Origin of the sequence: Enterobacter cloacae complex sp. 372C4 (genome assembly GCF_050030615.1) — a bacterium.
Classification (GTDB): domain Bacteria; phylum Pseudomonadota; class Gammaproteobacteria; order Enterobacterales; family Enterobacteriaceae; genus Enterobacter; species Enterobacter intestinihominis.
Window position 1 is genome coordinate 3,877,735 of record NZ_JBLGUQ010000001.1, and the last position, 22,110, is coordinate 3,899,844.

Annotated in this window: 25 protein-coding genes and 1 pseudogene; 11 read left to right on the forward strand and 15 right to left on the reverse strand. The window is 53.3% G+C overall.

Annotation, left to right across the window (positions count from 1 at the left end; all coding sequences use genetic code 11):
* Positions 1–102 precede the first annotated feature (102 nt).
* Together icd and ACQG11_RS18840 are read left to right on the forward strand one after the other, a co-directional pair.
* On the forward strand, positions 103–1,353 hold the full coding sequence (gene icd, locus ACQG11_RS18835) for an NADP-dependent isocitrate dehydrogenase (RefSeq protein ID WP_003857898.1): 1,251 nt from the start codon (positions 103–105) through the stop codon (positions 1,351–1,353).
* 76 nt (positions 1,354–1,429) lie between these two features.
* Positions 1,430–1,675: a DUF2543 family protein gene (locus ACQG11_RS18840; protein WP_022647773.1), complete on the forward strand. Its 246-nt coding sequence runs from the start codon at positions 1,430–1,432 to the stop codon at positions 1,673–1,675.
* A 4-nt stretch (positions 1,676–1,679) separates the two neighbouring features.
* Here ACQG11_RS18840 and ACQG11_RS18845 read toward each other — a convergent pair whose 3' ends face one another.
* Entirely contained in the window at positions 1,680–3,179 is a 1,500-nt protein-coding gene (locus ACQG11_RS18845; RefSeq protein ID WP_426728659.1) for an EAL domain-containing protein, read from the reverse strand.
* 123 nt (positions 3,180–3,302) lie between these two features.
* A complete protein-coding gene (gene yncL / locus ACQG11_RS18850; protein WP_071524166.1) occupies positions 3,303–3,395 on the reverse strand; it encodes a stress response membrane protein YncL in 93 nt (30 codons plus the stop codon).
* A gap of 370 nt (positions 3,396–3,765) precedes the next feature.
* On the opposite strand from yncL, the gene ACQG11_RS18855 reads away from it, so the two are divergent.
* On the forward strand, positions 3,766–4,014 hold the full coding sequence (locus ACQG11_RS18855) for a GlsB/YeaQ/YmgE family stress response membrane protein (RefSeq protein ID WP_022647775.1): 249 nt from the start codon (positions 3,766–3,768) through the stop codon (positions 4,012–4,014).
* A gap of 53 nt (positions 4,015–4,067) precedes the next feature.
* On the opposite strand, the gene yoaJ is transcribed toward ACQG11_RS18855, so the two are convergent.
* The 3 genes from yoaJ to ACQG11_RS18870 are packed head-to-tail and all read right to left on the reverse strand — an operon-like array spanning position 4,068 to position 5,315.
* Positions 4,068–4,142, reverse strand: coding sequence for a protein YoaJ (gene yoaJ, locus ACQG11_RS18860; RefSeq protein WP_071785224.1), 75 nt, complete (start codon positions 4,140–4,142; stop codon positions 4,068–4,070).
* Positions 4,143–4,241: a YoaK family small membrane protein gene (locus ACQG11_RS18865; RefSeq protein WP_426728660.1), complete on the reverse strand. Its 99-nt coding sequence runs from the start codon at positions 4,239–4,241 to the stop codon at positions 4,143–4,145.
* A 45-nt stretch (positions 4,242–4,286) separates the two neighbouring features.
* Positions 4,287–5,315, reverse strand: a complete 1,029-nt coding sequence (locus ACQG11_RS18870) for a sensor domain-containing diguanylate cyclase (RefSeq protein ID WP_063146094.1) — start codon at positions 5,313–5,315, stop codon at positions 4,287–4,289.
* Positions 5,316–5,628: 313 nt separating this feature from the next.
* On the opposite strand from ACQG11_RS18870, the gene ACQG11_RS18875 reads away from it, so the two are divergent.
* Together ACQG11_RS18875 and ACQG11_RS18880 are read left to right on the forward strand one after the other, a co-directional pair.
* Positions 5,629–5,883 carry a putative hemolysin gene (locus ACQG11_RS18875; protein WP_022647777.1) on the forward strand — a complete coding sequence of 85 codons (255 nt, stop codon included), beginning with the start codon at positions 5,629–5,631 and terminating at the stop codon, positions 5,881–5,883.
* Positions 5,884–5,963: 80 nt separating this feature from the next.
* Complete coding sequence (locus tag ACQG11_RS18880) at positions 5,964–6,269, forward strand: hypothetical protein (protein ID WP_022647778.1); 306 nt, start codon at positions 5,964–5,966, stop codon at positions 6,267–6,269.
* On the opposite strand, the gene ACQG11_RS18885 is transcribed toward ACQG11_RS18880, so the two are convergent.
* Positions 6,270–6,614, reverse strand: a complete 345-nt coding sequence (locus ACQG11_RS18885) for a DUF488 domain-containing protein (RefSeq protein ID WP_022647779.1) — start codon at positions 6,612–6,614, stop codon at positions 6,270–6,272.
* Positions 6,615–6,763: 149 nt separating this feature from the next.
* On the opposite strand from ACQG11_RS18885, the pseudogene ACQG11_RS18890 reads away from it, so the two are divergent.
* Positions 6,764–7,471: pseudogene (locus tag ACQG11_RS18890) on the forward strand (CTP synthase C-terminal region-related (seleno)protein).
* Between the two features lie 31 nt (positions 7,472–7,502).
* On the opposite strand, the gene ACQG11_RS18895 reads toward ACQG11_RS18890, so the two are convergent.
* Entirely contained in the window at positions 7,503–8,690 is a 1,188-nt protein-coding gene (locus ACQG11_RS18895; RefSeq protein WP_228338803.1) for a CynX/NimT family MFS transporter, read from the reverse strand.
* A gap of 99 nt (positions 8,691–8,789) precedes the next feature.
* Between ACQG11_RS18895 and ACQG11_RS18900 the strand changes: the two genes are divergently transcribed.
* Positions 8,790–9,581, forward strand: a complete 792-nt coding sequence (locus ACQG11_RS18900) for an AraC family transcriptional regulator (RefSeq protein ID WP_023305889.1) — start codon at positions 8,790–8,792, stop codon at positions 9,579–9,581.
* Here ACQG11_RS18900 and ACQG11_RS18905 read toward each other — a convergent pair.
* From ACQG11_RS18905 to ACQG11_RS18915, 3 genes are all read right to left on the reverse strand, one after another.
* The gene (locus tag ACQG11_RS18905) at positions 9,565–10,011 is read right to left on the reverse strand and encodes a DUF441 domain-containing protein (protein WP_003857881.1); all 447 of its coding nucleotides are present in this window, start codon (positions 10,009–10,011) and stop codon (positions 9,565–9,567) included. The genes ACQG11_RS18900 and ACQG11_RS18905 overlap by 17 nt on opposite strands.
* A 106-nt stretch (positions 10,012–10,117) precedes the next feature.
* A complete protein-coding gene (locus tag ACQG11_RS18910) occupies positions 10,118–12,154 on the reverse strand; it encodes a glycoside hydrolase family 31 protein (protein ID WP_426728661.1) in 2,037 nt (678 codons plus the stop codon).
* A 15-nt stretch (positions 12,155–12,169) separates the two neighbouring features.
* Entirely contained in the window at positions 12,170–13,501 is a 1,332-nt protein-coding gene (locus tag ACQG11_RS18915) for a glycoside-pentoside-hexuronide (GPH):cation symporter (RefSeq protein ID WP_023305891.1), read from the reverse strand.
* A 285-nt stretch (positions 13,502–13,786) separates the two neighbouring features.
* Between ACQG11_RS18915 and yoaI the strand changes: the two genes are divergently transcribed.
* Positions 13,787–13,888 (forward strand): small membrane protein YoaI, encoded by a 102-nt coding sequence (gene yoaI / locus ACQG11_RS18920; protein WP_017384693.1) that lies wholly within the window; start codon positions 13,787–13,789, stop codon positions 13,886–13,888.
* A gap of 20 nt (positions 13,889–13,908) precedes the next feature.
* On the opposite strand, the gene ACQG11_RS18925 is transcribed toward yoaI, so the two are convergent.
* The 3 genes from ACQG11_RS18925 to yeaG all read right to left on the reverse strand — a co-directional run bounded on the left by ACQG11_RS18925 (position 13,909) and on the right by yeaG (position 17,816).
* Positions 13,909–14,409, reverse strand: coding sequence for a YbaK/prolyl-tRNA synthetase associated domain-containing protein (locus tag ACQG11_RS18925; RefSeq protein WP_022647787.1), 501 nt, complete (start codon positions 14,407–14,409; stop codon positions 13,909–13,911).
* Between the two features lie 99 nt (positions 14,410–14,508).
* The gene (locus tag ACQG11_RS18930) at positions 14,509–15,792 is read right to left on the reverse strand and encodes a YeaH/YhbH family protein (RefSeq protein ID WP_426728662.1); all 1,284 of its coding nucleotides are present in this window, start codon (positions 15,790–15,792) and stop codon (positions 14,509–14,511) included.
* Positions 15,793–15,881: 89 nt separating this feature from the next.
* Entirely contained in the window at positions 15,882–17,816 is a 1,935-nt protein-coding gene (gene yeaG / locus ACQG11_RS18935; RefSeq protein WP_006809140.1) for a protein kinase YeaG, read from the reverse strand.
* 432 nt (positions 17,817–18,248) lie between these two features.
* On the opposite strand from yeaG, the gene ACQG11_RS18940 reads away from it, so the two are divergent.
* Positions 18,249–18,995, forward strand: a complete 747-nt coding sequence (locus ACQG11_RS18940) for a MipA/OmpV family protein (RefSeq protein ID WP_032676322.1) — start codon at positions 18,249–18,251, stop codon at positions 18,993–18,995.
* Between the two features lie 66 nt (positions 18,996–19,061).
* On the opposite strand, the gene ACQG11_RS18945 is transcribed toward ACQG11_RS18940, so the two are convergent.
* Positions 19,062–19,946, reverse strand: a complete 885-nt coding sequence (locus tag ACQG11_RS18945) for a D-hexose-6-phosphate mutarotase (RefSeq protein ID WP_426728663.1) — start codon at positions 19,944–19,946, stop codon at positions 19,062–19,064.
* A 74-nt stretch (positions 19,947–20,020) separates the two neighbouring features.
* On the reverse strand, positions 20,021–21,016 hold the full coding sequence (gene gapA, locus ACQG11_RS18950; protein ID WP_006809136.1) for a glyceraldehyde-3-phosphate dehydrogenase: 996 nt from the start codon (positions 21,014–21,016) through the stop codon (positions 20,021–20,023).
* A 341-nt stretch (positions 21,017–21,357) separates the two neighbouring features.
* Between gapA and msrB the strand changes: the two genes are divergently transcribed.
* Both msrB and ACQG11_RS18960 read left to right on the forward strand, forming a co-directional pair.
* Positions 21,358–21,771: a peptide-methionine (R)-S-oxide reductase MsrB gene (gene msrB / locus ACQG11_RS18955; RefSeq protein WP_022647790.1), complete on the forward strand. Its 414-nt coding sequence runs from the start codon at positions 21,358–21,360 to the stop codon at positions 21,769–21,771.
* Positions 21,772–21,812: 41 nt separating this feature from the next.
* Positions 21,813–22,085, forward strand: a complete 273-nt coding sequence (locus ACQG11_RS18960; protein WP_058647223.1) for a YeaC family protein — start codon at positions 21,813–21,815, stop codon at positions 22,083–22,085.
* Positions 22,086–22,110: the final 25 nt, after the last annotated feature.

Below are 22,110 nucleotides of genomic sequence, written 5' to 3' on the forward strand. Positions count from 1 at the left end.
AAGACCTTTCATGGCGTCGGACAATCAGGTACTATCGAAAGGCTCATTACAATTTATTAACATAAGATCAGTAACAACCAGAAGCGCTCGAAGGAGAGGTTAATGGAAAGCAAAGTAGTTGTTCCGGCGGAAGGTAAAAAGATCACCCTGCAAAACGGCAAGATTAACGTTCCTCACAACCCGATTATCCCGTTCATCGAAGGTGACGGTATCGGTGTAGACGTTACCCCGGCAATGCTGAAAGTGGTTGATGCCGCTGTTGAGAAAGCCTACAAAGGCGAGCGTAAAATTTCCTGGATGGAAATTTACACCGGTGAAAAATCGACTCAAGTTTATGGCCAGGACGTCTGGCTGCCAGCCGAAACGCTGGACCTGATCCGCGACTATCGCGTTGCTATCAAAGGCCCTCTGACCACGCCAGTTGGCGGCGGCATTCGCTCCCTGAACGTGGCGCTGCGTCAGGAACTGGATCTGTATGTGTGTCTGCGTCCGGTGCGTTACTACCAGGGCACTCCAAGCCCGGTTAAGCACCCGGAACTGACCGACATGGTCATCTTCCGTGAAAACTCTGAAGACATCTACGCCGGTATCGAATGGAAAGCGGATTCTGCTGATGCAGAAAAAGTGATTAAATTCCTGCGCGAAGAGATGGGCGTGAAGAAAATTCGCTTCCCTGAGCATTGCGGCATCGGCATCAAGCCGTGCTCCGAAGAAGGGACCAAGCGTCTGGTGCGTGCCGCCATCGAATACGCTATCACCAACGATCGTGACTCTGTGACCCTGGTTCACAAAGGCAATATCATGAAGTTCACCGAAGGCGCGTTCAAAGACTGGGGCTACCAGCTGGCGACCGAAGAGTTCGGCGGTGAACTGATCGACGGCGGCCCATGGCAGAAAATTAAAAACCCGAACACCGGTAAAGAGATCATCATTAAAGATGTGATCGCCGATGCGTTCCTGCAACAGATCCTGCTGCGTCCTGCTGAATATGACGTGATCGCCTGTATGAACCTGAACGGCGACTACATCTCTGATGCGCTGGCAGCGCAGGTCGGTGGTATCGGTATCGCCCCGGGCGCGAACATCGGTGACGAGTGCGCCCTGTTTGAAGCAACTCACGGTACTGCACCGAAATATGCAGGCCAGGACAAAGTTAACCCAGGCTCAATCATTCTGTCCGCAGAGATGATGCTGCGTCATATGGAATGGTTCGAAGCCGCAGACCTGATTGTTAAGGGTATGGAAGGCGCGATTAACGCCAAAACCGTCACCTATGACTTTGAACGTCTGATGGAAGGCGCTAAACTGCTGAAATGCTCAGAGTTTGGCGACGCGATTATCGCGAACATGTAATCCACTCGCTGGGTTAAATGACAACGGGAGCCTGAGGGTTCCCGTTTTTTATGCACACAAGACGGAAAACAACGTTATGACCCATGATATCCCGCTCAAGTATTATGACATCGTCGACGAGTATGCGACTGAAACGGCAAAACCGCCAGAAGAGGCGGAGCGTACGCCACTGGCACACTATTTTCAGCTGCTGCTCACTCGCTTATACAACAATGAGGAAATCAGTGAAGAGGCGCAGCGGGAGATGGCTGTCCAGGCGGAGATAGATGAAGCGCGCATTGACGATATTGCGAACTTCCTGAATCAATGGGGCAATGAATAACGCTTCATCGCGCTGAGTAAGCCAGCAGGCTGGCGAGGTCGTGCCGGGTTAGTGATTTTGAAAAGTACCAGCCTTGCACGAGGGCATCGGGGTATCTCTGCGCGATGAACTGATATTGCGTTTCGCTTTCGACTCCCTCAAACACCAGGGTTTTGTGCAGTTTAGCGAGCGCGTCGCTAAAGATCACCAGGATATCCTGTTTATAATGCTCGTTGATGCCATCCACTAACGACTTATCCACTTTGATTTCGTCATATTTGAGATTGGACAGCCTTGCCAGATTAGAGTTTTGCACGCCAAAATCGTCTATTGAAATTTTGACGCCTGCCGATTTAAGATCCTCACAAAACTCTTCAAGGATGGCCGAGGTGGAAACGCCATTCTCGGATAACTCAACTTTGATTAACGATAAGGGAATAGCGTTCTCTAAGCATGCATGACGTAATACCGCCAGAAATTTGCCGTCTTCAATTTCCGTCCGGCCAACGTTCAGTGAAATCATTAACTGATGTTCGGCCGCCAGCCCGGCAATTTCCGCCAGGGATTTCTTTATCATGTTCTGATAATAAACGTTATACAGACCAATTTTTTTAATTAACGGGATAAACAGCTCAGGAGAAACCTCTTTGTGATTGTTATCCTGCCATCTTGATAACACTTCAACCCCGACGATTTTCTTATCAGCAACCCGAATTATGGGCTGAAAATGAACGCTGATAGTATTCGCTATCACCGCCTTGACCAGCGTTCGCTCAAGAGAAAGTCGATCTTCATAAAGTCGAAGAGAAAACAGCGTCAGGGATACCCAGATAAAGTATAAAAACAGGCACAGGAGTACCATCACTACGCGGGAGAGCGATGCCAGTCCGGCATTGTGGTGGGTGACGGTAACGCACAAATCCCAGCGCGTGCTGCACTGCGTCACGGTCTGTGTGAATAACAGTGACGACAAGCGGCTAAGGTTTTCTGTAGGTGACGTAACGGTAAAAAAGGTTCGGTCGAAATCTTTCGTGGTAGAACGAAGTGAATAGTTGGCGGTGACCGGAGAGAATTTATCGTAGGCTGAACGTGATGTGAAGATAATAAGATGGTTATAAATTGTCGCATTGCCTACAAAAAAATCTTTCTGTGAAAATTGCGCCAGACTGAATCCGTTCAGGGTGTTGTGAAGCTCAGAGGGAAGGGCGATGGGATTTGCCAGCTTGCCCCAAAATGCGGTGCAGGTAATTTTCCCATTTTCAATAAACCCCATATCGGCGAAATAGAGACTCTGCATCTTTAAATTACGGTAGACGTTCAGGCTGGCGTTATCGCATCCCTTCGCGGAGGTATTTTTAAGCGTACTGGCGATATTTTGCGTCAAGTCTTCGGAATAGCGTAAGAGCGTGTGGGAGATCTCCCTCTGCCGGTCCTTTTGCTGCTCAACGATAATGGCGTTAACCGCATACAGCGACAGGACGACCATAAAGGTTGAGATGATAGCAACGGCAATGGCCTTGTTCATTTTCCTGCTGTCCCGCCACGTCCTGAGGTGCAGGGATCTTAACACAGGTCATTAAAGCTACAAGTATGCGCGTTGAGCCCGCACGTAATTGAAAGGAAAGCCACCATGCCGACTCATTACATCTCAGAACCACTCAAACCGTGTTGAGAGCAGTAACAGTAGCGTACTGGCAGAAACAAGATTAAGGCAGATGACGAACTTGCTCGATACGTTCATGTTATCAGATTCACTTTGCTGTTCAGTAGCCACAGAGAATAGCGGTTCACCTCATGGGAAAAAACGCCAGATTTTGGTGGGGTGAGGCAAAAAAAAGCCCACTAAAAAGTGGGCAAGAAATACTGGAAGCAATGTGAGCAATGTCGTACTGAATACCTGAGTGATTTGCTCAACTATTCAGTAATGAGAAAGATAATCTTTCTCAGTAAAAGATGCAACCCCACGATGAGTGTGGAACGGCAATTTTTATTGCTCAGATTTTACTCAAACGAACCGTGTGATTCTTATCACAAATTTCCTTTCTCAGATCCTGTGCTATCCTTTTCTGTGTCGTTGATTTAATGACAAAAACCATACAGAGAGGAAAGCTATGGGAATTTTATCCTGGATTATCTTTGGGCTGATTGCGGGGATCCTGGCGAAGTGGATTATGCCGGGCAAAGATGGCGGCGGTTTCATCGTCACGATCGTTCTGGGGATTGTGGGTGCAGTCGTCGGTGGCTGGATCAGTACCCTGTTCGGCTTTGGCAGAGTTGATGGCTTCAACTTCGGCAGCTTTGTCGTCGCGGTGATTGGCGCGCTGGTTGTTCTGTTTATCTACAGAAAAATCAAAAGCTAAATCTGACCTGTGTTAAAAAAGGCTGCCTGAGGGCGGCCTTTTTACTTTGGGCGTTACCACCAGCCTAACTGCGTACCGGCGACGGCCACGATGGCGACAATCAGCATGATGAGGGTCGTTTTTCTCATTTATGCCCCCGGCGCGGCGTAACCGCCAAGGAAAAACCAGCCTAAAAACACGACTGCCGTGATAAAAATAAACACCGGAAAGAGGATCCCTATTCTCATGCCATCACCTGTTTGAGTTTGTATAAGGCCGTAGAGTGTACGGTTTTAATCTAACGCGACAAAGCCTGTTTTGTTTTTTCCTTTTTTATCCTGATACATCGCGAGGTCTGCGGTGCGCAGGGCACTATCTTCATCTGTGCAGTGAGGATCAACAATAACGATGCCATAGCTTGCACCGGGATAGAGAATAGTGACATTACCTAACCCGTATTCGCCCGCGATACGGCCGTTGAGGCGGGTTTTGATAGCGTTGACCTCTGTGCTGGCGTCGCCATCATCGCTGTGACTCAGGCTGGCAACCAGAAATTCATCGCCGCCGAGCCGGCCGATAATTTCGTCCTGCGTTTGCTGGTGAGTCAGTCGATTGCCGACCTGAACGAGGAACCGATCGCCCGCTTCATGACCGTACTGATCATTGATTCGCTTGAAATCATCGAGATCAATAAAGGCAATCATGACGTTGCGGTTAAGATGGCGCGCCAGTGAGAACAGGGTGGTAAGGTTTTCAAAAATGGCGCGACGATTCGGCAGGCCGGTAAGGGCGTCGGTGTAAGAGTGGGCAATGAGCGCCGCATTTGCTTCACGAAGCTGAAGCACAAGCGACTCTTTCTGAATGTACTGACCAATTAACCCGGCAAAGAGCCTGATCACCTGCTCGCCACGTTCGCTGAACTGTTTCTGTGCGGTGCTGGCAGCGCAAAGCGTGCCGTACAGAGAACCGTCAGCCAGGTGAACCGGCACGCTCATATAGGTTGTAATACCCAGTGCTTTTGCCGCTTCACACTCCGGCCAGCGGTCGGGCACCTCGTTACTGAACAAGGTGTCGCTATCCATGGCGCGCTTACAGAGCGTTTCGTCCCAAGGCACGCTGAACCCTTCCGGGATCTGCATTTGCTTGCTGTTACGGGCATATAAAATGTGCTGCAAACGCGCGTTGATATCGATTTTGGTCAGGTAGGTTGATTCCATATCCGTCACAATTTCCAGCATTTCCAGTAGCTGACGCACCAGACTGTCGAGAGATTGCTCGGTGGAGAGGGTTTCTGAAACACGGGCAAGAATGATATCTGACATGAGGCAGGTTGACTCCCATGCAGAAGACCTCTGTATCTGCATGTTATGCTGAAAATATAGACTCCGGTCATAGTAAAACATGAACTGGATTAATTTTATAGATTCTTCTGAAAGCGGATGAAGGAGAGGCTAAAAAAAAGCCCCGATGTTGAGATCGGGGCAAAACATCTTGATTACGGAATGATGTTCTCTGGTCAGAGTGAGAACAGACACCACTATAGGGATGAATCGTGCAGGTTTAATGGAGAAATCATGGAGAAAACGGCGATGACCCGTTACTCTGACGTTTTCAACACCCTGAAGGATCATGATAATGAAATATCTTCTCCTGGCGCTGGTTTTACCGCTGGCCGCATGCTCAACAAAGACACCTCCTCCCGATGCGCCTCAACCGCCGCACGCTATTGGTATGGCAAATCCGGCGTCAGTGTACTGTCTGGAAAAAGGGGGAGAGCAAATCCCTGTTCAAAGCCCGCAGGGTGTACGTACCGAGTGTAAATTGCCAGGCGGGGAAGTGATCGATGAATGGGATCTCTATCGACGCGATCATCCGCAACCGACCAGATGACAACGGCAATAAAACTGCGATACACTTCTCTTTAGGATTATTCTTAGCCAGTTTCTGGCGGTACGTTTGCGAGAAGAAGTATGTTTCAGTTAAAACCGGGCAGCATGGCGATAATTGTGGGTGCGCGTACGACGGCGGGCCGTCGAAATATCGGTAAATCCGTAGAGCTGTTTGGCCTTTGTCAGCCGGGCCAGCGTTTTGTGAACCCGGTTAACGGCGTCATGACGCAATTACCTGATACATCAGCGCGTGCGCTGTGGCTGGTCACCGGTGATGTTTACGCCTTTGATAATCAGCACGGTTTTGCGTTTGTTCGCCCGGAACATTTGATGCCGCTTACTCCCGACGAGATGCCACACAACGTGGATGAGCTGGCAATCGGTTAATCACAGTTCACGCAGCCAGTCCGCCAGTACCCGCGCGTGATTCTGCTCCGTATTTTTCGCCCCATAGAGTAGCGTCACGGTCTGCTGTCGGGCGAGGGCCGCCAGGCGTTTGCCTTCATCCTGCTGCTGCGCCAGCTCTTTACGATAGGCTTCACTGAACGCGGTGAAATCGATCGTTTCACTGTGAAAGGCTTTCCGCAGTTCGCTGGACGGCGTTAGCGCTTTACACCACTCATCACAGGCGAGGTCGGTCTTTTTTATCCCTCGCGGCCAGAGTCTGTCTACCAGCACCCGGTAACCATCGTCTGACGTTGCCTGTTCATATACGCGCTTACATTGAATCATCCGTTTTCCTCCTACCGTGCGACGTTCGGCAAGAACACTATAGCACCCGGTGTTTAACCACCCAATTTAAGGTATTGTGATAATTGCAAAAGAACGGTAGTCTGAGGTTCCTTATGTTATCTAAAATCCTCCGGCATAAGGAATCTCTCATGGAACTCTCCCCGGTTAAAACGACGCTGCGCATTGCGCTGGTTGGTGATTACAATCCCGATGTTATTGCGCACTAGGCGATCCCGCTGGCGATTGACGACGCCGCTGCGGTTCTGGATCTCACCGCTGATTATGACTGGCTCGCCACGCCTGAGCTGACCAACCCCGAAGACCTGGTCGGGTACGATGCCATCTGGCTGGTACCGGCAAGCCCGTATAAAAACACCGAGGCGGCGTTTATTGCCGCGCGTTACGCGCGTGAAAACAGCATCCCTTTTCTCGGCACCTGCGGCGGGTTCCAGCATGCGCTGATTGAGTATGCCCGTAATGTGCTGGGCTGGCACGATGCAGGCCATGCCGAAACCGATACCGAGGGGAGGATGGTGATTGCGCCGCTGGCCTGCTCGCTGGTGGAAAAAACCGACGCGATTGAGCTGCGGAACAACACGCTGATTGCCAAAGCGTACGGCAAGCCGGAAATTCATGAAGGTTATCACTGCAATTACGGCGTCTCGTCTGAGTTTGCCAGCCAGCTTGAGCGGGGCGACATGCGCGTAACGGGCTGGGACGAGCAGGGCGAGATCCGCGCGGCAGAGCTGCTGACCCATCCTTTCTTTGTCATCACCCTGTTCCAGCATGAGCGGGCTGCGCTTCAAGGGCGCCCGGTCATGCTGGTACAGGCCATGCTGCGGGCGGCGCAGGGATAAAAAAAGCAGACCGTCAGGTCTGCCTTGAATGTCAGCGGGGTGTGATCTCCCGGTCACGCCCGGCCAGCATGCCGCACAGGGCCATCACTACCGCAGCCAGCGCGCAGGCCAGCAGCGGAATGCGCCAGTCTCCGGCGGTATCGTGAATTTTCCCCATCAGCGGTGGGCCACAGGCCGCCAGCAGATAGCCAATCGACTGTGCCATGCCGGAGAGCGCGGCGGCCTGATGGGCCGAGCTGGCGCGCAGTCCGATAAACGTCAGGCCGAGGATCATGGTGGCGCCGGATCCAAAGCCAAACACCAGCGTCCAGACGACGGCCAGCCCCGGCGCGAACCAGAACCCGGCCGCACTGACGGCGCACATCAGAGCGACAAGCCCGGCTATGCCACGCTGATCGTTAAGACGGTGCAGGATCAGCGGAATGGCGAGACCGGGAACAGCGGTTGCCAGCTGGAGAAGTCCGTGCATGGAGCCAGCCTGCGTTTCGCTGTAGCCGTGGCTAAATAAAATCGCGGGTAACCAGCCGATAATGACGTAGTAAATCAGCGAGTTAATGCCCAGAAAAAGCGTCACCTGCCAGGCGAGTGCGGAGCGCCAGATTGCCCGATTGTGCAACGCGCCCGCGCCGGTCAGGGTGGCGGCCGGCCTCTTGCGCCATTGCGGTAACCACAGCAGCAGCGCCACCAGCGGGAAGAACATCAGCATCAACAGCGCCCCGTGCCAGCCACCACTCCCCAGCGACAGCGGGACGATCAGCGCCGACCCTGCGGCAGCGGCGGCCCCCATCGTCAGCGAATAAGCCCCCGTCAGTTTTGCGACCTGGCCCGGAAAATCACGTTTGATTAATCCGGGTAACAGGACATTGCCCAGCGCAATCCCACAGCCCACGATCGCCGTACCGATAAACAGCAGCGAGGCCGACGGCAGCGAACGTACGCCAATCCCGATGCAAATCAGCAGCAGAGCGATAAAAAGGCTGCGCTCCATGCCCAGGCGCCGGGCGACGCCTGCGGCAAGGGGAGAGATAAAGGCGAAGGCCAGCAGAGGCAGCGTTGTGAGCAGGCCGGTTTGCGCCGTGCTTAAGCCATAGTCCTGTCGGATGGTGTCGAGCAGGGGGGCGACCCCGGTAAAGGTGACGCGCAGCGTCGTGGCGATCATCAGGATGCCTGCAACCAGCAGCGCGCCCTGTTTCCCGGAAGGTTGAATAGCAGTAGTCATTATTGTCTCTTACGTTCAGGCGAGCGCATACCATACCGATTTAAGTCGTGGTTGAAATCAGGCTAAAATGACAGTTTATCGCTAATATCGGACAACTTTATGTATGGACTGGGACTCGACGGCTACGATCCCGATAGCCAGCACGACGCGGCGGTGGCCTTTCGCATCCGCGTGGTGGCACAAGAACAGTACATTCCGCTGCATCAGCACCGTAAAGGGCAGCTGATTATGGCGCTGGGAGGAGCGATCACCTGTGAAGTAGAGAACGCGATGCTGATGGTGCCGCCCCAGTATGCGGTGTGGATACCGGGTCAAACGCCGCACAGCAACAAGGCGACGCCCGGCGCGCAGCTCTGCCTGCTGTTTATTGAACCCGGTGCGCTCGAATTACCGACGCGTACCTGTACGTTGAAAATATCGCCCCTGGTGCGGGAGCTGGTGCTGGCGCTCGCGGACAGGTCACAGGAGGAACTGCCTCTTCCCGCTACCGGAAGGCTGGTTGACGTCCTGTTTGATGAACTGCCCCTGCAACCGCAGGAGCATCTCCAGCTGCCGGTATCTCCGCATCCGAAAATTCGTCTGATGAGTGAGACCATGGCAAACGAACCTGCCGCCTGGCAGACGCTGGCGCAGTGGGCCAGCCACTTTGCCATGAGCGAGCGCAATCTGGCGCGGCTGGTGGTGAAAGAGACCGGCTTAAGCTTTCGCCGCTGGCGACACCAGCTCCAGCTGATTGTCGCATTGCAGTTTTTGATCGGCGGAAAGTCGGTCCAGCAGGCGGCGCAGGCGCTGGGGTATGACTCCACCACCGCCTTTATCACCATGTTCAAGAAAGGACTGGGACAGACGCCCGCCCGCTATATCGCCAGCCTGACTACGACTTCCCGATAAACAGCGAAACCAGTCCGGCAGCAATCAGCGGGCCAACCGGCACGCCACGAAACAGCGCCACGCCTAACACGGTGCCCACCAGCAGCCCGGCCACCAGAGAAGGCTGGCTGCTCATCAGCGTCACGCCGCGCCCGCCAAGCCATGAGACAAAAACGCCCACTGCAATCGCCACCAGCGATTTCCAGTTCACAAAGGAGTGCAGCAGCGTTGAGGCCGGTAGCGTTCCGCTGGCAATCGGGGCCATCACACCGATGGTCAAAATAATGATCCCGATGGTAAGCCCCTGTTTTTCTATCCACGGGAAGAAGGTGTTCAACGGTGTGACGCGAACGATGATCAGGACCAGAATGGAAATCGCGACGGTGGTATTGTGGCTGACAAAACCCAGAGCAGCCAGGGCCAGAAGTATGAGTAGTGTAGGGTCGAACATGACGGGATCCTTGCCAAAAATAGTAAGCCTGCTTACTTTACGCGCAAACGCGACGGCAGGCAGGCTTTACTGAAAAAATTGTCTATTTTTGGGCACTTGCCTGACGTCAGTCCACCAGTTGCTGGATAAGCGGACTCCCTTCGCGGATAAACACCGGGATGGTTTCCAGCGCCGCAGGCACCCGGATATGCTCCCCACCGGCGTAGCGCTCACCGTTGAGGGCGATCCAGCTATTGCCCGTCGGCAGCCAGACATCGCGCTCACGCTGACCGGCCTGCATAACCGGCGCCACCAGAAGATCTTCACCAAACAGATACTGATCTTCACACGCCCAGCTCTGCTCATCCTTCGGATAGTGCCAGAACAGCGGACGCATGAGCGGGTCTCCGTGCAGATGCGCCTGCTGGTACAGCGCGTCAATATATGGGCGCAGGGTTTCGCGCACGGTAAGCCAGTGCTGCATGATGGCGTAATTCTCTTTTCCGTAACTCCACAGCTCATTAGGCGAACCGCTGTTACACTGAGGAATACCGTCACGGTAGCGCTCCGGAGGTTGGATCTGCGGTTCGCGATAGCCGTGCATGCGCAGTACCGGTGTAAACACCGCCCACTGGAACCAACGGATCAGCAATTCATGGAATGCCGGGTCGTTAACGTTCCCTCCCTGGAAGCCGCCGATATCGGTCGTCCACCATGGGATCCCCGCCAGCCCCATATTCAGTCCTGCGGCGAGTTGATTGCGAAAAGCATGGAACGAGGAGTGGACATCACCCGACCACGCCAGCACGCCGAAGCGTTGGCTGCCTGCCCAGGCGCAGCGTACCAGGTTAACAATGTCGGTTTCGCCGTTTGCCTGGAGCCCATCGTAAAAGCCCTGCGCAAAGTCACGCGGGTAGCGATTGCCCACTTCCAGTACCGGACCGGCGTGGTAGCGATAGTTGTCAAAATCATAGGCGCGGTATTCCGGCTCCGCTTCGTCCAGCCAGAACAGCTTAATGCCCATGTCGTAGTAATTTTTCTTCACCGTATCCCAGACGAATTTCCGCGCCTCTGGATGGGTCGCATCAAAGAAGGTGGTATTGCCCATAAAATCGAGGTTGACCTGCACGCCGCGCTCACTGCTGACCAGCCAGCCTTTGGCTTTCATCAGCGGGTAGAGGGGGCTGCGCGCCTCTACCGTTGGCCACACCGACACCATCAGCGCAATACCCATTTCGCGCAGCTCGTCGACCATGCCTTCAGGATCGGGCCAGTCTACGGGGTCGAAGCACCAGGTGCCCTGATTCGGCCAGTGGAAAAAGTCGATGACCATCACCGACAGCGGCAGATTACGGCGGCGATACTCCCGCGCAACCTCAAGCACCTCCTGCTGGGTGCGGTATCGTAATTTGCACTGCCACAGTCCACTGATAAACGCCGGGGCGGGGGGCGGAGTACCGGTGGCTTTCACATACTGGCGGGTGATCTCCGCCACCGTGTCAGCGGCGGTGATCCAGTAGTCCATCTCTCCTGTGACGCGGGCGCGCCATTCCGTCTGATTTTTTGCAAAGCTGGCTTCACCAATCGCCGGGTTGTTCCACAGCAGGCCATAGCCAAGGCTGGACTGCATAAAGGGCACGCTGGCCTGGGAGTTGCGCTGAGCCAGCTCCAGCGTACAGCCTTTCAGATCCAACCACGGCTGTTGATACTGACCCATGCCATAGATGCGTTCATCCGGACGCGATTCAAACCGGACGGTGAGCTGATATTTGCCGCCCATCAGCGGTTTAAATTCGCGGCCATCCAGCTTCAGAGCGCTGACATATTTATCCTGACTCTTCTCGCTGGCACCGATACCCACCGTTGAACGCTGGCGCCACATCTCCTCCAGCAGCAGTTCGCCGCGCTGATTGTAGAAGGCCAACTGACCTTTAAGGTTCAGGGTCGCGGTAATATTGCCGTTGCGCAGCGTCAGGCTTTCCGCTTCGGCGACAATCTCGGCCTGGCAAGGGGCGGCGGGTAACAGTGCCTGTAAGGCGTCATCAAATGCCGGGGAGCAGGTGGCCCTGACGCGAAGACTGTTTTCTCCCCAGGGTTCGATGCGCAGGATCTGGCGTTCAAAACGACATTCGATACAGTTGGAATGTTGAATCAGCTCACTCATGGATAATGCGTCCTTCTAAACAGGGTGTTTGGCGAGATGGATGGATTGCATTGTGCTGTCGTCGAGCTTGTACCAGCGCAGCGTGGCAAACGCGCAGAGCGACAAGATGCCAGGTACGACGGTGAAGAGGGCGATGATGCAGTACATGGCCGTGGTAGTTTGTTCCGGGGCATTGGCAACATAGCCGCTTAAGCCCAGCGTCCAGCCAACAATCGCGCCGCTGATCGCCATCCCCAGCTTGAGTACGGCGAGGAAGGTGGAGAAGATCACGCCGTCCATGCGTTTGCCCTGTTTCCATTCGCCGTAATCGGCGACATCCGCCATCATCACCCACATTAGCGTGGTGGTGGCCTGATAAAGGGTGGAGACGATAAACGTCATGGGCACCAGAATAAGCACCGACTTAGGCGCAAAGAACAGGGCGATGCTGAGTACCCCCGCCAGTACGGAACAATATCCAAACATCTGCACTTTGCTGACGTTCTGCGTCAGACGTTTGGCCAGCGCGCTGCCTGCGGCTTTCCCGAGAATATGCGCCCCGAGCATCCACATAAAATAGCTTGCGCTACCGAGATAATAAGTGACGAAATACATCATTGCGCCAAGGCGAATAACGCCAAAACCAATATTGGTTAATACCAGGACGGCGACAACTCGCCATTGGTCGTTTCGTAATAAATCCCGTAGTTCCGCAAGATAATTATTGTGGGTGGCGGGAGCCTTAATACGTTCACGCGTATTCGCGAAGCAGATCCAGAACATGATGACCGCGACGGTCGCCATAATGGCCATCGCCCAGCGGTAGCCCAGTAATTTATCGTCGCCGCCTAAAAACTCTGCCAGCGGCATCATAAAGAATGTCGACAACGCGCCACCCAGCGTGGCAAGGAAAAAGCGATAAGACTGAAGGGAAATTCGCGCATCGTTGTCGGGCGTAATTACCGCGCCCATGGAGCAATAGGGAATATTGATTGCGGTATACATCAGCATCATCAGGGTATAGCTGACGGTGGCGAAAATCATTTTACCGTGCAGGTCGAGCGACGCCGGCACGGCGTAGGTCAGCAGACAGCTTGCGCCAAAGGGCAGCGCCAGCCACAGCATCCAGGGGCGGAATTTTCCCCAGCGGGTACGCGTCCTGTCTGCGATATAGCCCATCGCCGGATCAATTATGGCATCGGCGGTTCTCGCCAGAAGAAACATAGTGCCCACGAATGCGGCAGGTAACCCCACCACGTCCGTATAGTAAAACGTCAGAAAAATAATGACGTTATCCAGCCCAATATGGCTCGCCATATCGCCTAACCCATAACTGATTTTTTCTTTACGGGTAATTATCTCGGTCATTGTATTCACCTTGCCAGTGTAAGGTTTATTTATGAGGTGCTCCGTAAACAAGGTTAACCATCATGAAAAGGTTAACAATTGCGAGATCTGGCATCGGGGTTACGTAAATTTCTTTTCGTGATACCGGTAACAAATAAAGTATTTAAACAGTGACTTTATACGGGGGAGGGGAGTTAACAGCGAATCGTTTCAGCGAAAAATTGTCATTTCGCGGACGCGTCATTGTCATTTAACTGTCATTATGCGGGAGTAAAAAAAAAGGAAATGGGCAAGGCAGAGGGCATCATGAACGATCCTATGTTTGTCGAAACGCTGATTATCTCCTCATCGTTTTTTATCATCGCGATTATTTTGATTGCTTCCGTGCTGCTGCTGGAAAACGGCTGACCGTTAGCCAGCCTCTGTATTTATTGTTTACGGAACGACACCAGTTCAGGACGGGCGATACGCAGATAGTCCTGGGTATCCATAATCACCGATTTTTCCAGCAGACCGGCGTTAAAGGCGATCTCGTCAAAGCGCTCAAACAGCAACGGATCGGCGACCAGCGTCAGATCCGGGTGAAAGCTGAAGGGGGGAATGGCGCCGAAAACGCAGCCGGTAAGCGCATCCACTTCGGCCGGACTGGCGAGAGATGCCTTAAGCCCTCCGAAATGGCTGGCCAGCAGGCTCAGATCGGCCTGCCGATCGGCGGCGAGGATTGCCAGAATATGTTTCTTAACGCCGTTGCCTTTTACCTTACAGACCAGCGCTTTTGCTCCCTGGCGGAGATCGGTCCCGCGAATTTCACTGACCGCTTCGCATTTCCCTACGGCCTCATGCGCCACCACACGAAAGTGCGCCTCCTGCTCGGTTAATAAGCTGATTAGCTGCTGATGGGTTGTCGTCCCGATCACGTCATCAGACATAACGATTTCACCTGTGATTAGCCAATACGTAGCTTGCTACATTAGCACGGGAGGGAGAGGGCTGAAAGAAAACAGCCAGCGGGAGCGCTGGCTGTTGATTCATGCGTTGCTGGTGGAAGACTGTTTCTGGAACAGTTCCCGGAAGACCGGATAGATGTCATCCTGGTCACGAATGTGCTGCATCGCAAAGTTATCGAACATCGCTTGCAGATGCTCATACTCTCGCCACAGCGTCTGGTGGGCGCGACGGGTAATTTCAATGTAACTGTAGTAGCGCACCACCGGCAGGATCTTCTTCGCCAGAATTTCATGACACAGGGGCGAGTCATCCGCCCAGTTATCGCCATCCGATGCCTGTGCGGCGTAGATGTTCCACTGCTCCGGGTCGTAACGCTCCTTTACCACCTCATCCATCAGCTTCAGGGCACTCGACACGATGGTGCCACCGGTCTCCTGCGAGTAGAAAAACTCATGCTCATCCACCTCTTTCGCCTGAGTGTGATGGCGGATGTAGACCACCTCCACGTTCTTATACGTTCTGCTCAGGAACAGATAGAGCAGAATATAAAAACGCTTAGCCATATCCTTGGTGGCCTGATCCATTGAACCTGACACGTCCATCAGGCAGAACATCACCGCCTGGCTGGAAGGCTCCGGACGTTTTTCGTAGTTCTTGTAGCGCAGGTCGAACGTGTCGATAAACGGTACCCGGTCGATCTTCGCCCGCAGTTCGGCGATCTCTTTTCGCAGGCGCTCCTCTTCCAGTAGTTGCGCCGGTTCGGTGTTTTCCACCACTTTCAGGCTGGTTTCCAGCTCGCGCAGTTCGCGCCGTTTGCCTGCCGTCATCGCCGTGCGTCGCGCCAGCGAGTTTTGCAGTGAACGCACTACGCTGATGTTGGCGGGCACCCCGTTTGCGGTATAGCCCGCACGATGGGTTTTGTATTCGTTGAGCTGACGGTGCTGATTCTTTCTCAGATTCGGCAGGGCCAGATCCTCAAACAGCAGGTCGAGATATTCGTCTTTTGAAATCTGAAAGACGAACTCATCCTGGCCTTCACCGTCCTGGCTGGCTTGTCCCTGACCGCTGCCAGAACCGCCGCCTCCGCCTTGTGGCCGCTCGATTCTGTCATTCTGGACGAAGTGGTCATTACCTGGGTGCACGCGATGGCGAAGACCGCCACGCCCCTGATGAAACATCGGTTCGCTGATGTCATCGTTGGGAATGGAGACGGATTCGCCGCTGTCGACGTCGGTCACCGAGCGTTTGTTGATGGCCTCGGAGATCGACTGTTTAATTTGCGCTTTATAACGGCGCAAGAAGCGCTGGCGATTCACCGTGCTCTTGTTTTTGCCGTTAAGACGCCGGTCAATAAACCAGGTCATATATCCCCCGTACTGCATTTGCCAACTTGCAGCGTCCGTAAGTGCCGGACATTTTGTTGGCCCGGTAAGCGCGTTACCGGGCACTTGTTTTAAGACGATTTACGCACGCGCAGATACCATTCACAAAGCAGGCGGACCTGTTTGCGCGTATAGCCTTTTTCCATCATACGGTCGACAAAATCGTCGTGCTTTTTCTGCTCGTCGGTTGAGGTTTTGGCGTTGAACGAGATAACCGGCAACAGCTCTTCCGTGTTAGAGAACATTTTCTTCTCTATAACCGTGCGCAGTTTTTCGTAGCTGGTCCAGTTTGGATTGCGGCCGTTGTTATGCGCTCTGGCGCGCAGCACGAAGTTCACAATCTCGTTTCGGAAGTCTTTCGGGTTGCTGATCCCGGCCGGTTTCTCAATTTTTTCCAGCTCTGCGTTCAGGGATTCACGGTCAAACAGCTGGCCGGTATCCGGGTCGCGGTACTCCTGATCCTGGATCCAGAAGTCAGCGTAGGTGACGTACCGATCGAAAATGTTCTGGCCGTATTCGGAATAGGATTCCAGGTAGGCGGTCTGGATCTCTTTGCCGATAAACTCGGCGTATTTCGGGATCAGGTAGCCTTTCAGGAACTCCAGGTAGCGTTCAGCCTGCTCCTGTGGGAACTGTTCACGTTCAATTTGCTGTTCCAGCACGTAGAACAGATGAACCGGGTTGGCGGCCACCTCCGCGTGGTCGAAGTTAAAGACGCGGGAGAGGATCTTAAACGCGAAACGCGTCGACAAACCGTTCATCCCTTCGTCGACCCCGGCGTAATCGCGGTATTCCTGGTACGATTTGGCTTTCGGGTCGGTATCCTTCAGGCTTTCGCCGTCATACACGCGCATTTTGGAGTAAATGCTGGAGTTTTCCGGCTCTTTCAGGCGCGACAGGATCGAGAAGCGTGACAGCGTTTCCAGCGTTCCCGGTGCGCAAGGGGCATGGACCAGCTCACTGTGGTTGAGCAGTTTTTCGTAAATCTTGATCTCCTCGGAGATCCGCAGGCAATAAGGCACTTTGACGATGTACACACGGTCAAGGAACGCCTCATTGTTTTTGTTGTTACGGAAGGTCACCCATTCAGATTCGTTCGAGTGGGCGAGGATAATCCCGTTAAACGGCAGGGCGGAAATACCTTCCGTCCCGTTGTAGTTCCCCTCCTGGGTGGCGGTCAGCAGCGGATGCAGCACTTTGATCGGTGCTTTAAACATCTCGACAAATTCCATAATCCCCTGGTTGGCGCGGCACAGCGCACCGGAATAGCCGTAGGCATCCGGGTCGTTTTGCGCGTGATGTTCCAGCTTACGGATATCGACTTTACCCACCAGCGCCGAGATGTCCTGGTTGTTCTCGTCACCGGGTTCAGTTTTAGCAATGGCGATCTGCTCGAGGATAGACGGCCACACTTTCACGACGCGGAATTTGGTGATGTCCCCACCAAACTCGTGCAGGCGTTTTGCCGCCCACGGCGACATGATCGTACCGAGATAGCGATGCGGAATGCCAAACTCTTTTTCCAGAATTTGCGCATCCTCTTGCGGATTAAACAGGCACAGCGGATGGTCATTGACCGGGCTGCGCTCGCCGTTGGCGCTCAGCACATAGATCGGCACGCGCTGCATCAGCGCTTTCAGCCGTTCAGCCAGGGAGGATTTACCCCCGCCGACGGGACCCAGCAGGTAAAGGATCTGTTTCTTCTCTTCCAGCCCCTGAGCGGCATGCTTCAGGTAGGAGACGATCTGCTCAATGGCATCTTCCATACCATAGAACTCTTCAAACGCCGGGTATCGGGCGACTACCCGATTCGAAAAAAGACGGGAAAGCCGTGGCTCCAGGGCAGTATCAACCATGTTTGGCTCACCGATAGCCATCAATAGCCGTTCTGCCGCATTGGCATAGGCACTGCGATCTTGCCGACAAATGGTAAGAAACTCCTGCAGTGTGAACTCTTCGTCCTTGGCAGCTTCGTAGCGCTGGCGATAGTGATCGAATATATTCATGGCATGCCGTCCTTTCGTTTTTTAGCACAGGATAAGAGCCGTTCGTATGAGTAGTGGAGGCTCCCGGAAGAGAATCTTTCGCACCTCACTGCCAGAGCAGCAACCTGTGTGCCAGGTCGAAGGCTATGAACCGCAGGGTGTTCAGCAAAACCTCTTCTTAAATTAAAGCGTAGATGGCAATTGCAAAACTTGCATACGGATAAAATCTACTTTCAATGACATATCAATAACTCATCCAAAAATTTCCACTGCGGTTATAAGCGAAAAGGGGGTTTTTCATTTATCGGTCACATAAATGAAAGCGGGATGTCATCTGAAAAATGAAAAATAACGGGTTAATCAAATGGATTCGCGCGCAAAAAATTTTGGGATGTACGGGAATGGCGGTTACACTTCACCCGCTGATTATTTGACTACAGGAAAGAATGGATTGTGACCAAACTCAAACTTCTGGCATTGGGCATCCTTGCCGCTACCGCAGCGAGCACCGTACAGGCTGAGAGCCAGTGGACTGTTGGCGCGGGTGCTGGCGTGATCAACAGCCCGTACAAGCAGTATGACCGCGACGTTTATCCTGTCCCCGTTGTCACCTATGAAGGCGATAACTTCTGGTTCCGTGGATTGGGCGGCGGCTACTATCTGTGGAACGATACGGCCGATAAGCTCTCCATCATGGCCTATTACGACCCAACGTACTTTAAACCAGGCGACAGCGACAGCAATGCGCTTCGTCAGCTGGACAAGCGCAGAAGCTCACTGATGGCCGGGCTTTCTTACGTCCATAATACCGAGTATGGCTTCCTGCGCACGGCGCTGGCGGGCGATACCCTGGACAACAGCAATGGCTTCATCTGGGATCTGGCGTGGCTTTATCGCTATACCAACGGCGCGGTGACCCTGACGCCGGGTATCGGTGTGCAGTACAGCAGCGAGAATTACAATGACTACTACTATGGCGTGTCTAAGGCTGAGTCTCGCCGCAGTGGTCTGAAGAGCTACAGCGCTGATGATGGCTGGGATCCGTACCTGGAACTCACCGCCTCGTATAACTTCCTCGGTGACTGGAACGTGTACGGTACTGGCCGTTATACCCGTCTGAGCGACGAAGTGAAGGACAGTCCGATGGTCGACAAGTCCTGGTCCGGCATCTTCTCCGTGGGTGTGACCTACAAGTTCTGACCAGAACGTGATGTATTAAAACGGGGCGCTTGCGCCCCGTTTGTTTTTTATGGTGCCTGATAAATATTAGCGCTTCACAATCTTGATCGTTTGGCCTAAGCGGGACGGTTTTTCTTCGCTGGTTTTCTGCGGGGCGGTCACGCACGCGGTTTCCACACACACGAAGGTCTTGTAACCGTCATCAGGGATATCTGCCATGCTGACGGAAAGGGCAGGGCCCGGGTTCCAGCCCACCACGTTGCTATGGTGGTGGTGAACCACGTCAATGCCGCGGTTCAACGCGCTGTCGTGGATGACGCTACAGGCTTCCGGGTGCAGATACACGCGGTCGGTACGGTCCGGGAAGCTCTGAACGCCGTCGTCCAGCCTGCCTTCTTTCGCGTTGTCCACTTTGTCGATAAAGGTATCGCCAAGTCCGCTCACCTTAACGGCCTGAATGTCGCCTACGTTGAAATAGGTGTGCAGGGCGGACGTTGTTTCGAATTCGCCGTGCGCTTCCAGTTCAATCTCGCAGGTTTTACCCAGCTTGAAGCGGGCATAGAGGGTGAATTCATGTGGCCACAGGGCGCGCGTTTCATCATTTGCCTGAAGTTCAAAGGTCAACACCGCGCCGTTATCATCTTCGTTGTGGGCTTTCAGCGTCCACTGCTGGTTACGGGCGAAACCGTGAGACGGCAATCCCTGCTGCGCTGACGGACCAAACCATGGCCAGCAGATCGGTACGCCGCCACGGATCGCCGCCCCTTTTTTGAACGAGGTGGCCTCGCTCAGCCACAGGCCTTCTTCTTCGCCTTCTGGTTTCCAGGAGAGCAGGTGGGCGCCATTGAGCGCTACGGAGGCTTTAACGCGCGGATGATCGACGACGATGATATCGGCGCCGTCAATCTGACGGTGGGAGAGCACAGGGGTAAGTTGTTCGACTACCGGAAGTGCAAAAATTTTATTAATCATTAAGCAATCCTCTGTCTAAAAACAATAAAAAAGGCGACCGAAGTCGCCTTTTAGGATCAAGCACTCATCTCAACTTATTTGGAGATGTGAGCGATCAGGTCCAGTACTTTGTTAGAGTAGCCAGTTTCGTTGTCGTACCAGGAAACCAGTTTCACGAAGTTGTCGTTCAGTGCGATACCTGCTTTAGCATCGAACACGGAAGTGCACACTTCGCCGTTGAAATCGGTAGATACAACGTCGTCTTCGGTGTAACCCAGAACGCCTTTCATTGGGCCTTCGGAAGCAGCTTTGATTGCTTTCTTAATTTCTTCGTAAGAAGCAGCTTTTTCCAGACGAACGGTCAGGTCAACAACGGATACGTTAGGAGTTGGAACGCGGAACGCCATACCAGTCAGTTTGCCATTCAGTTCTGGCAGTACTTTACCTACTGCTTTAGCAGCACCGGTAGAAGATGGGATGATGTTCTGAGCCGCGCCACGGCCGCCGCGCCAGTCTTTGTGAGACGGGCCATCAACGGTTTTCTGAGTAGCGGTGGTAGCGTGAACGGTAGTCATCAGACCTTCGATGATGCCGAAGTTGTCGTTGATAACTTTAGCCAGCGGTGCCAGGCAGTTGGTGGTGCAGGATGCGTTGGAAACGATGTCCTGGCCAGCGTAAGTTTCGAAGTTTGCACCGCGAACGAACATTGGGGTGTTGTCTTTGGAAGGACCAGTCAGAACAACTTTCTTCGCACCCGCAGTGATGTGTTTACGTGCAGTTTCGTCGGTCAGGAAGATACCGGTAGCTTCAGCTACAACGTCAACACCGATTTCGTTCCATTTCAGGTTAGCTGGGTCTTTCTCAGCAGTAACGCGGATGGTTTTGCCGTTAACAACCAGGTGGCCGTCTTTCACTTCAACGGTGCCGTCGAAACGACCGTGAGTTGAGTCGTACTTCAGCATGTACGCCATGTATTCAGCGTCCAGGAGATCGTTGATACCAACGATTTCGATGTCAGAACGTTTCTGAGCAGCACGGAAAACAATACGGCCGATACGGCCAAAACCGTTGATACCTACTTTGATAGTCATATATTCCACCAGCTATTTGTTAGTGAATAAAAGGTTGCCTGTAAAATTACAAAAACCTTACGCAGCGTCAAGCGGAATCGTGTCAATCATTGCGACAAATCAATCCTGTGACTAACGTTTGTGCGACTGACTCGCCTCACTTTCCCTTTGAGCTAGCAACCACATGGGGGCTGCGCCCGGAATTTTAAAGGCCTCGCAGGATTAAAATGTGAAATTGATCACAATTGCCTGACCGCCTTTTCGCGACACATAAGTTTAGATCAAAAGTGCACGCGCGGGTGTTAATGTTTTGTTAGAATCTGGGTTAAAAGATGTCTGTTTCAACAGCGAGATGTAAGCATATGTCGAACCAACATAACCCCGACGATTTGAAAAAAAACCTTACAGAGATGCAGTTTTACGTAACGCAAAATCACGGCACGGAACCGCCGTTTACCGGGCGTTTGCTGCACAATAAACGGGAAGGCGTCTACCACTGCCTGGTGTGTGATGCACCGCTGTTTAACTCCCAGACTAAGTACGATTCTGGCTGCGGCTGGCCAAGCTTTTACGAGCCTGTCAGCGATGATGCGATCCGCTATCTGACGGACTCCTCGCACGGCATGGTGCGCACCGAAATTCGTTGTGGGAATTGCGACGCCCATCTCGGGCATGTCTTCCCGGATGGCCCGCAGCCGACGGGGGAGCGTTTCTGCGTAAATTCGGCTTCGATGAGCTTTACCGATGACGAAAACGGCGACCAGACCAAGGGTTGAAAAAACGATTCAGCAAATTATTCCTTTGAAAGGGAGAGATCGTGAATATTAATGACATGATTGCTGGCATGACCCCGGAGGTTTATCAGCGCCTGGTGACGGCCGTTGAGCTGGGAAAATGGCCGGACGGTGTGGCGCTCACACCTGAGCAAAAAGAGAACAGCTTGCAGCTGGTGATGCTGTGGCAGGCGCGTCACAATACCAACGCCCAGCACATGACCATCGACACTAACGGTCAGATGGTGATGAAAAGTAAGCGCGAACTGAAAGAAGACTTCGGTATCACGCCGAAGCCGATTGCAACCTTCAAATAAATCTCCCATGTAGGCCGGGTAAGGC

Excerpts from the sequence above, each read along its gene's own strand:
- yncL (WP_071524166.1), bottom strand. The coding sequence starts at position 3,395 with ATGAACGTATCGAGCAAGTTCGTCATCTGCCTTAATCTTGTTTCTGCC.
- ACQG11_RS18900 (WP_023305889.1), top strand. The coding sequence starts at position 8,790 with ATGTATGGACTGGGACTCGACGGCTACGATCCCGATAGCCAGCACGAC.
- ACQG11_RS18910 (WP_426728661.1), bottom strand. The coding sequence starts at position 12,154 with ATGAGTGAGCTGATTCAACATTCCAACTGTATCGAATGTCGTTTTGAA.
- ACQG11_RS18845 (WP_426728659.1), bottom strand. The coding sequence starts at position 3,179 with ATGAACAAGGCCATTGCCGTTGCTATCATCTCAACCTTTATGGTCGTC.
- ACQG11_RS18865 (WP_426728660.1), bottom strand. The coding sequence starts at position 4,241 with ATGAGAATAGGGATCCTCTTTCCGGTGTTTATTTTTATCACGGCAGTC.
- ACQG11_RS18885 (WP_022647779.1), bottom strand. The coding sequence starts at position 6,614 with ATGATTCAATGTAAGCGCGTATATGAACAGGCAACGTCAGACGATGGT.
- ACQG11_RS18930 (WP_426728662.1), bottom strand. The coding sequence starts at position 15,792 with ATGACCTGGTTTATTGACCGGCGTCTTAACGGCAAAAACAAGAGCACG.
- ACQG11_RS18875 (WP_022647777.1), top strand. The coding sequence starts at position 5,629 with ATGAAATATCTTCTCCTGGCGCTGGTTTTACCGCTGGCCGCATGCTCA.
- ACQG11_RS18880 (WP_022647778.1), top strand. The coding sequence starts at position 5,964 with ATGTTTCAGTTAAAACCGGGCAGCATGGCGATAATTGTGGGTGCGCGT.
- ACQG11_RS18905 (WP_003857881.1), bottom strand. The coding sequence starts at position 10,011 with ATGTTCGACCCTACACTACTCATACTTCTGGCCCTGGCTGCTCTGGGT.
- ACQG11_RS18870 (WP_063146094.1), bottom strand. The coding sequence starts at position 5,315 with ATGTCAGATATCATTCTTGCCCGTGTTTCAGAAACCCTCTCCACCGAG.
- ACQG11_RS18840 (WP_022647773.1), top strand. The coding sequence starts at position 1,430 with ATGACCCATGATATCCCGCTCAAGTATTATGACATCGTCGACGAGTAT.
- yoaI (WP_017384693.1), top strand. The coding sequence starts at position 13,787 with ATGAACGATCCTATGTTTGTCGAAACGCTGATTATCTCCTCATCGTTT.
- ACQG11_RS18925 (WP_022647787.1), bottom strand. The coding sequence starts at position 14,409 with ATGTCTGATGACGTGATCGGGACGACAACCCATCAGCAGCTAATCAGC.
- ACQG11_RS18855 (WP_022647775.1), top strand. The coding sequence starts at position 3,766 with ATGGGAATTTTATCCTGGATTATCTTTGGGCTGATTGCGGGGATCCTG.
- ACQG11_RS18915 (WP_023305891.1), bottom strand. The coding sequence starts at position 13,501 with ATGACCGAGATAATTACCCGTAAAGAAAAAATCAGTTATGGGTTAGGC.
- ACQG11_RS18895 (WP_228338803.1), bottom strand. The coding sequence starts at position 8,690 with ATGACTACTGCTATTCAACCTTCCGGGAAACAGGGCGCGCTGCTGGTT.
- ACQG11_RS18945 (WP_426728663.1), bottom strand. The coding sequence starts at position 19,946 with ATGATTAATAAAATTTTTGCACTTCCGGTAGTCGAACAACTTACCCCT.
- msrB (WP_022647790.1), top strand. The coding sequence starts at position 21,358 with ATGTCGAACCAACATAACCCCGACGATTTGAAAAAAAACCTTACAGAG.
- gapA (WP_006809136.1), bottom strand. The coding sequence starts at position 21,016 with ATGACTATCAAAGTAGGTATCAACGGTTTTGGCCGTATCGGCCGTATT.
- yeaG (WP_006809140.1), bottom strand. The coding sequence starts at position 17,816 with ATGAATATATTCGATCACTATCGCCAGCGCTACGAAGCTGCCAAGGAC.
- icd (WP_003857898.1), top strand. The coding sequence starts at position 103 with ATGGAAAGCAAAGTAGTTGTTCCGGCGGAAGGTAAAAAGATCACCCTG.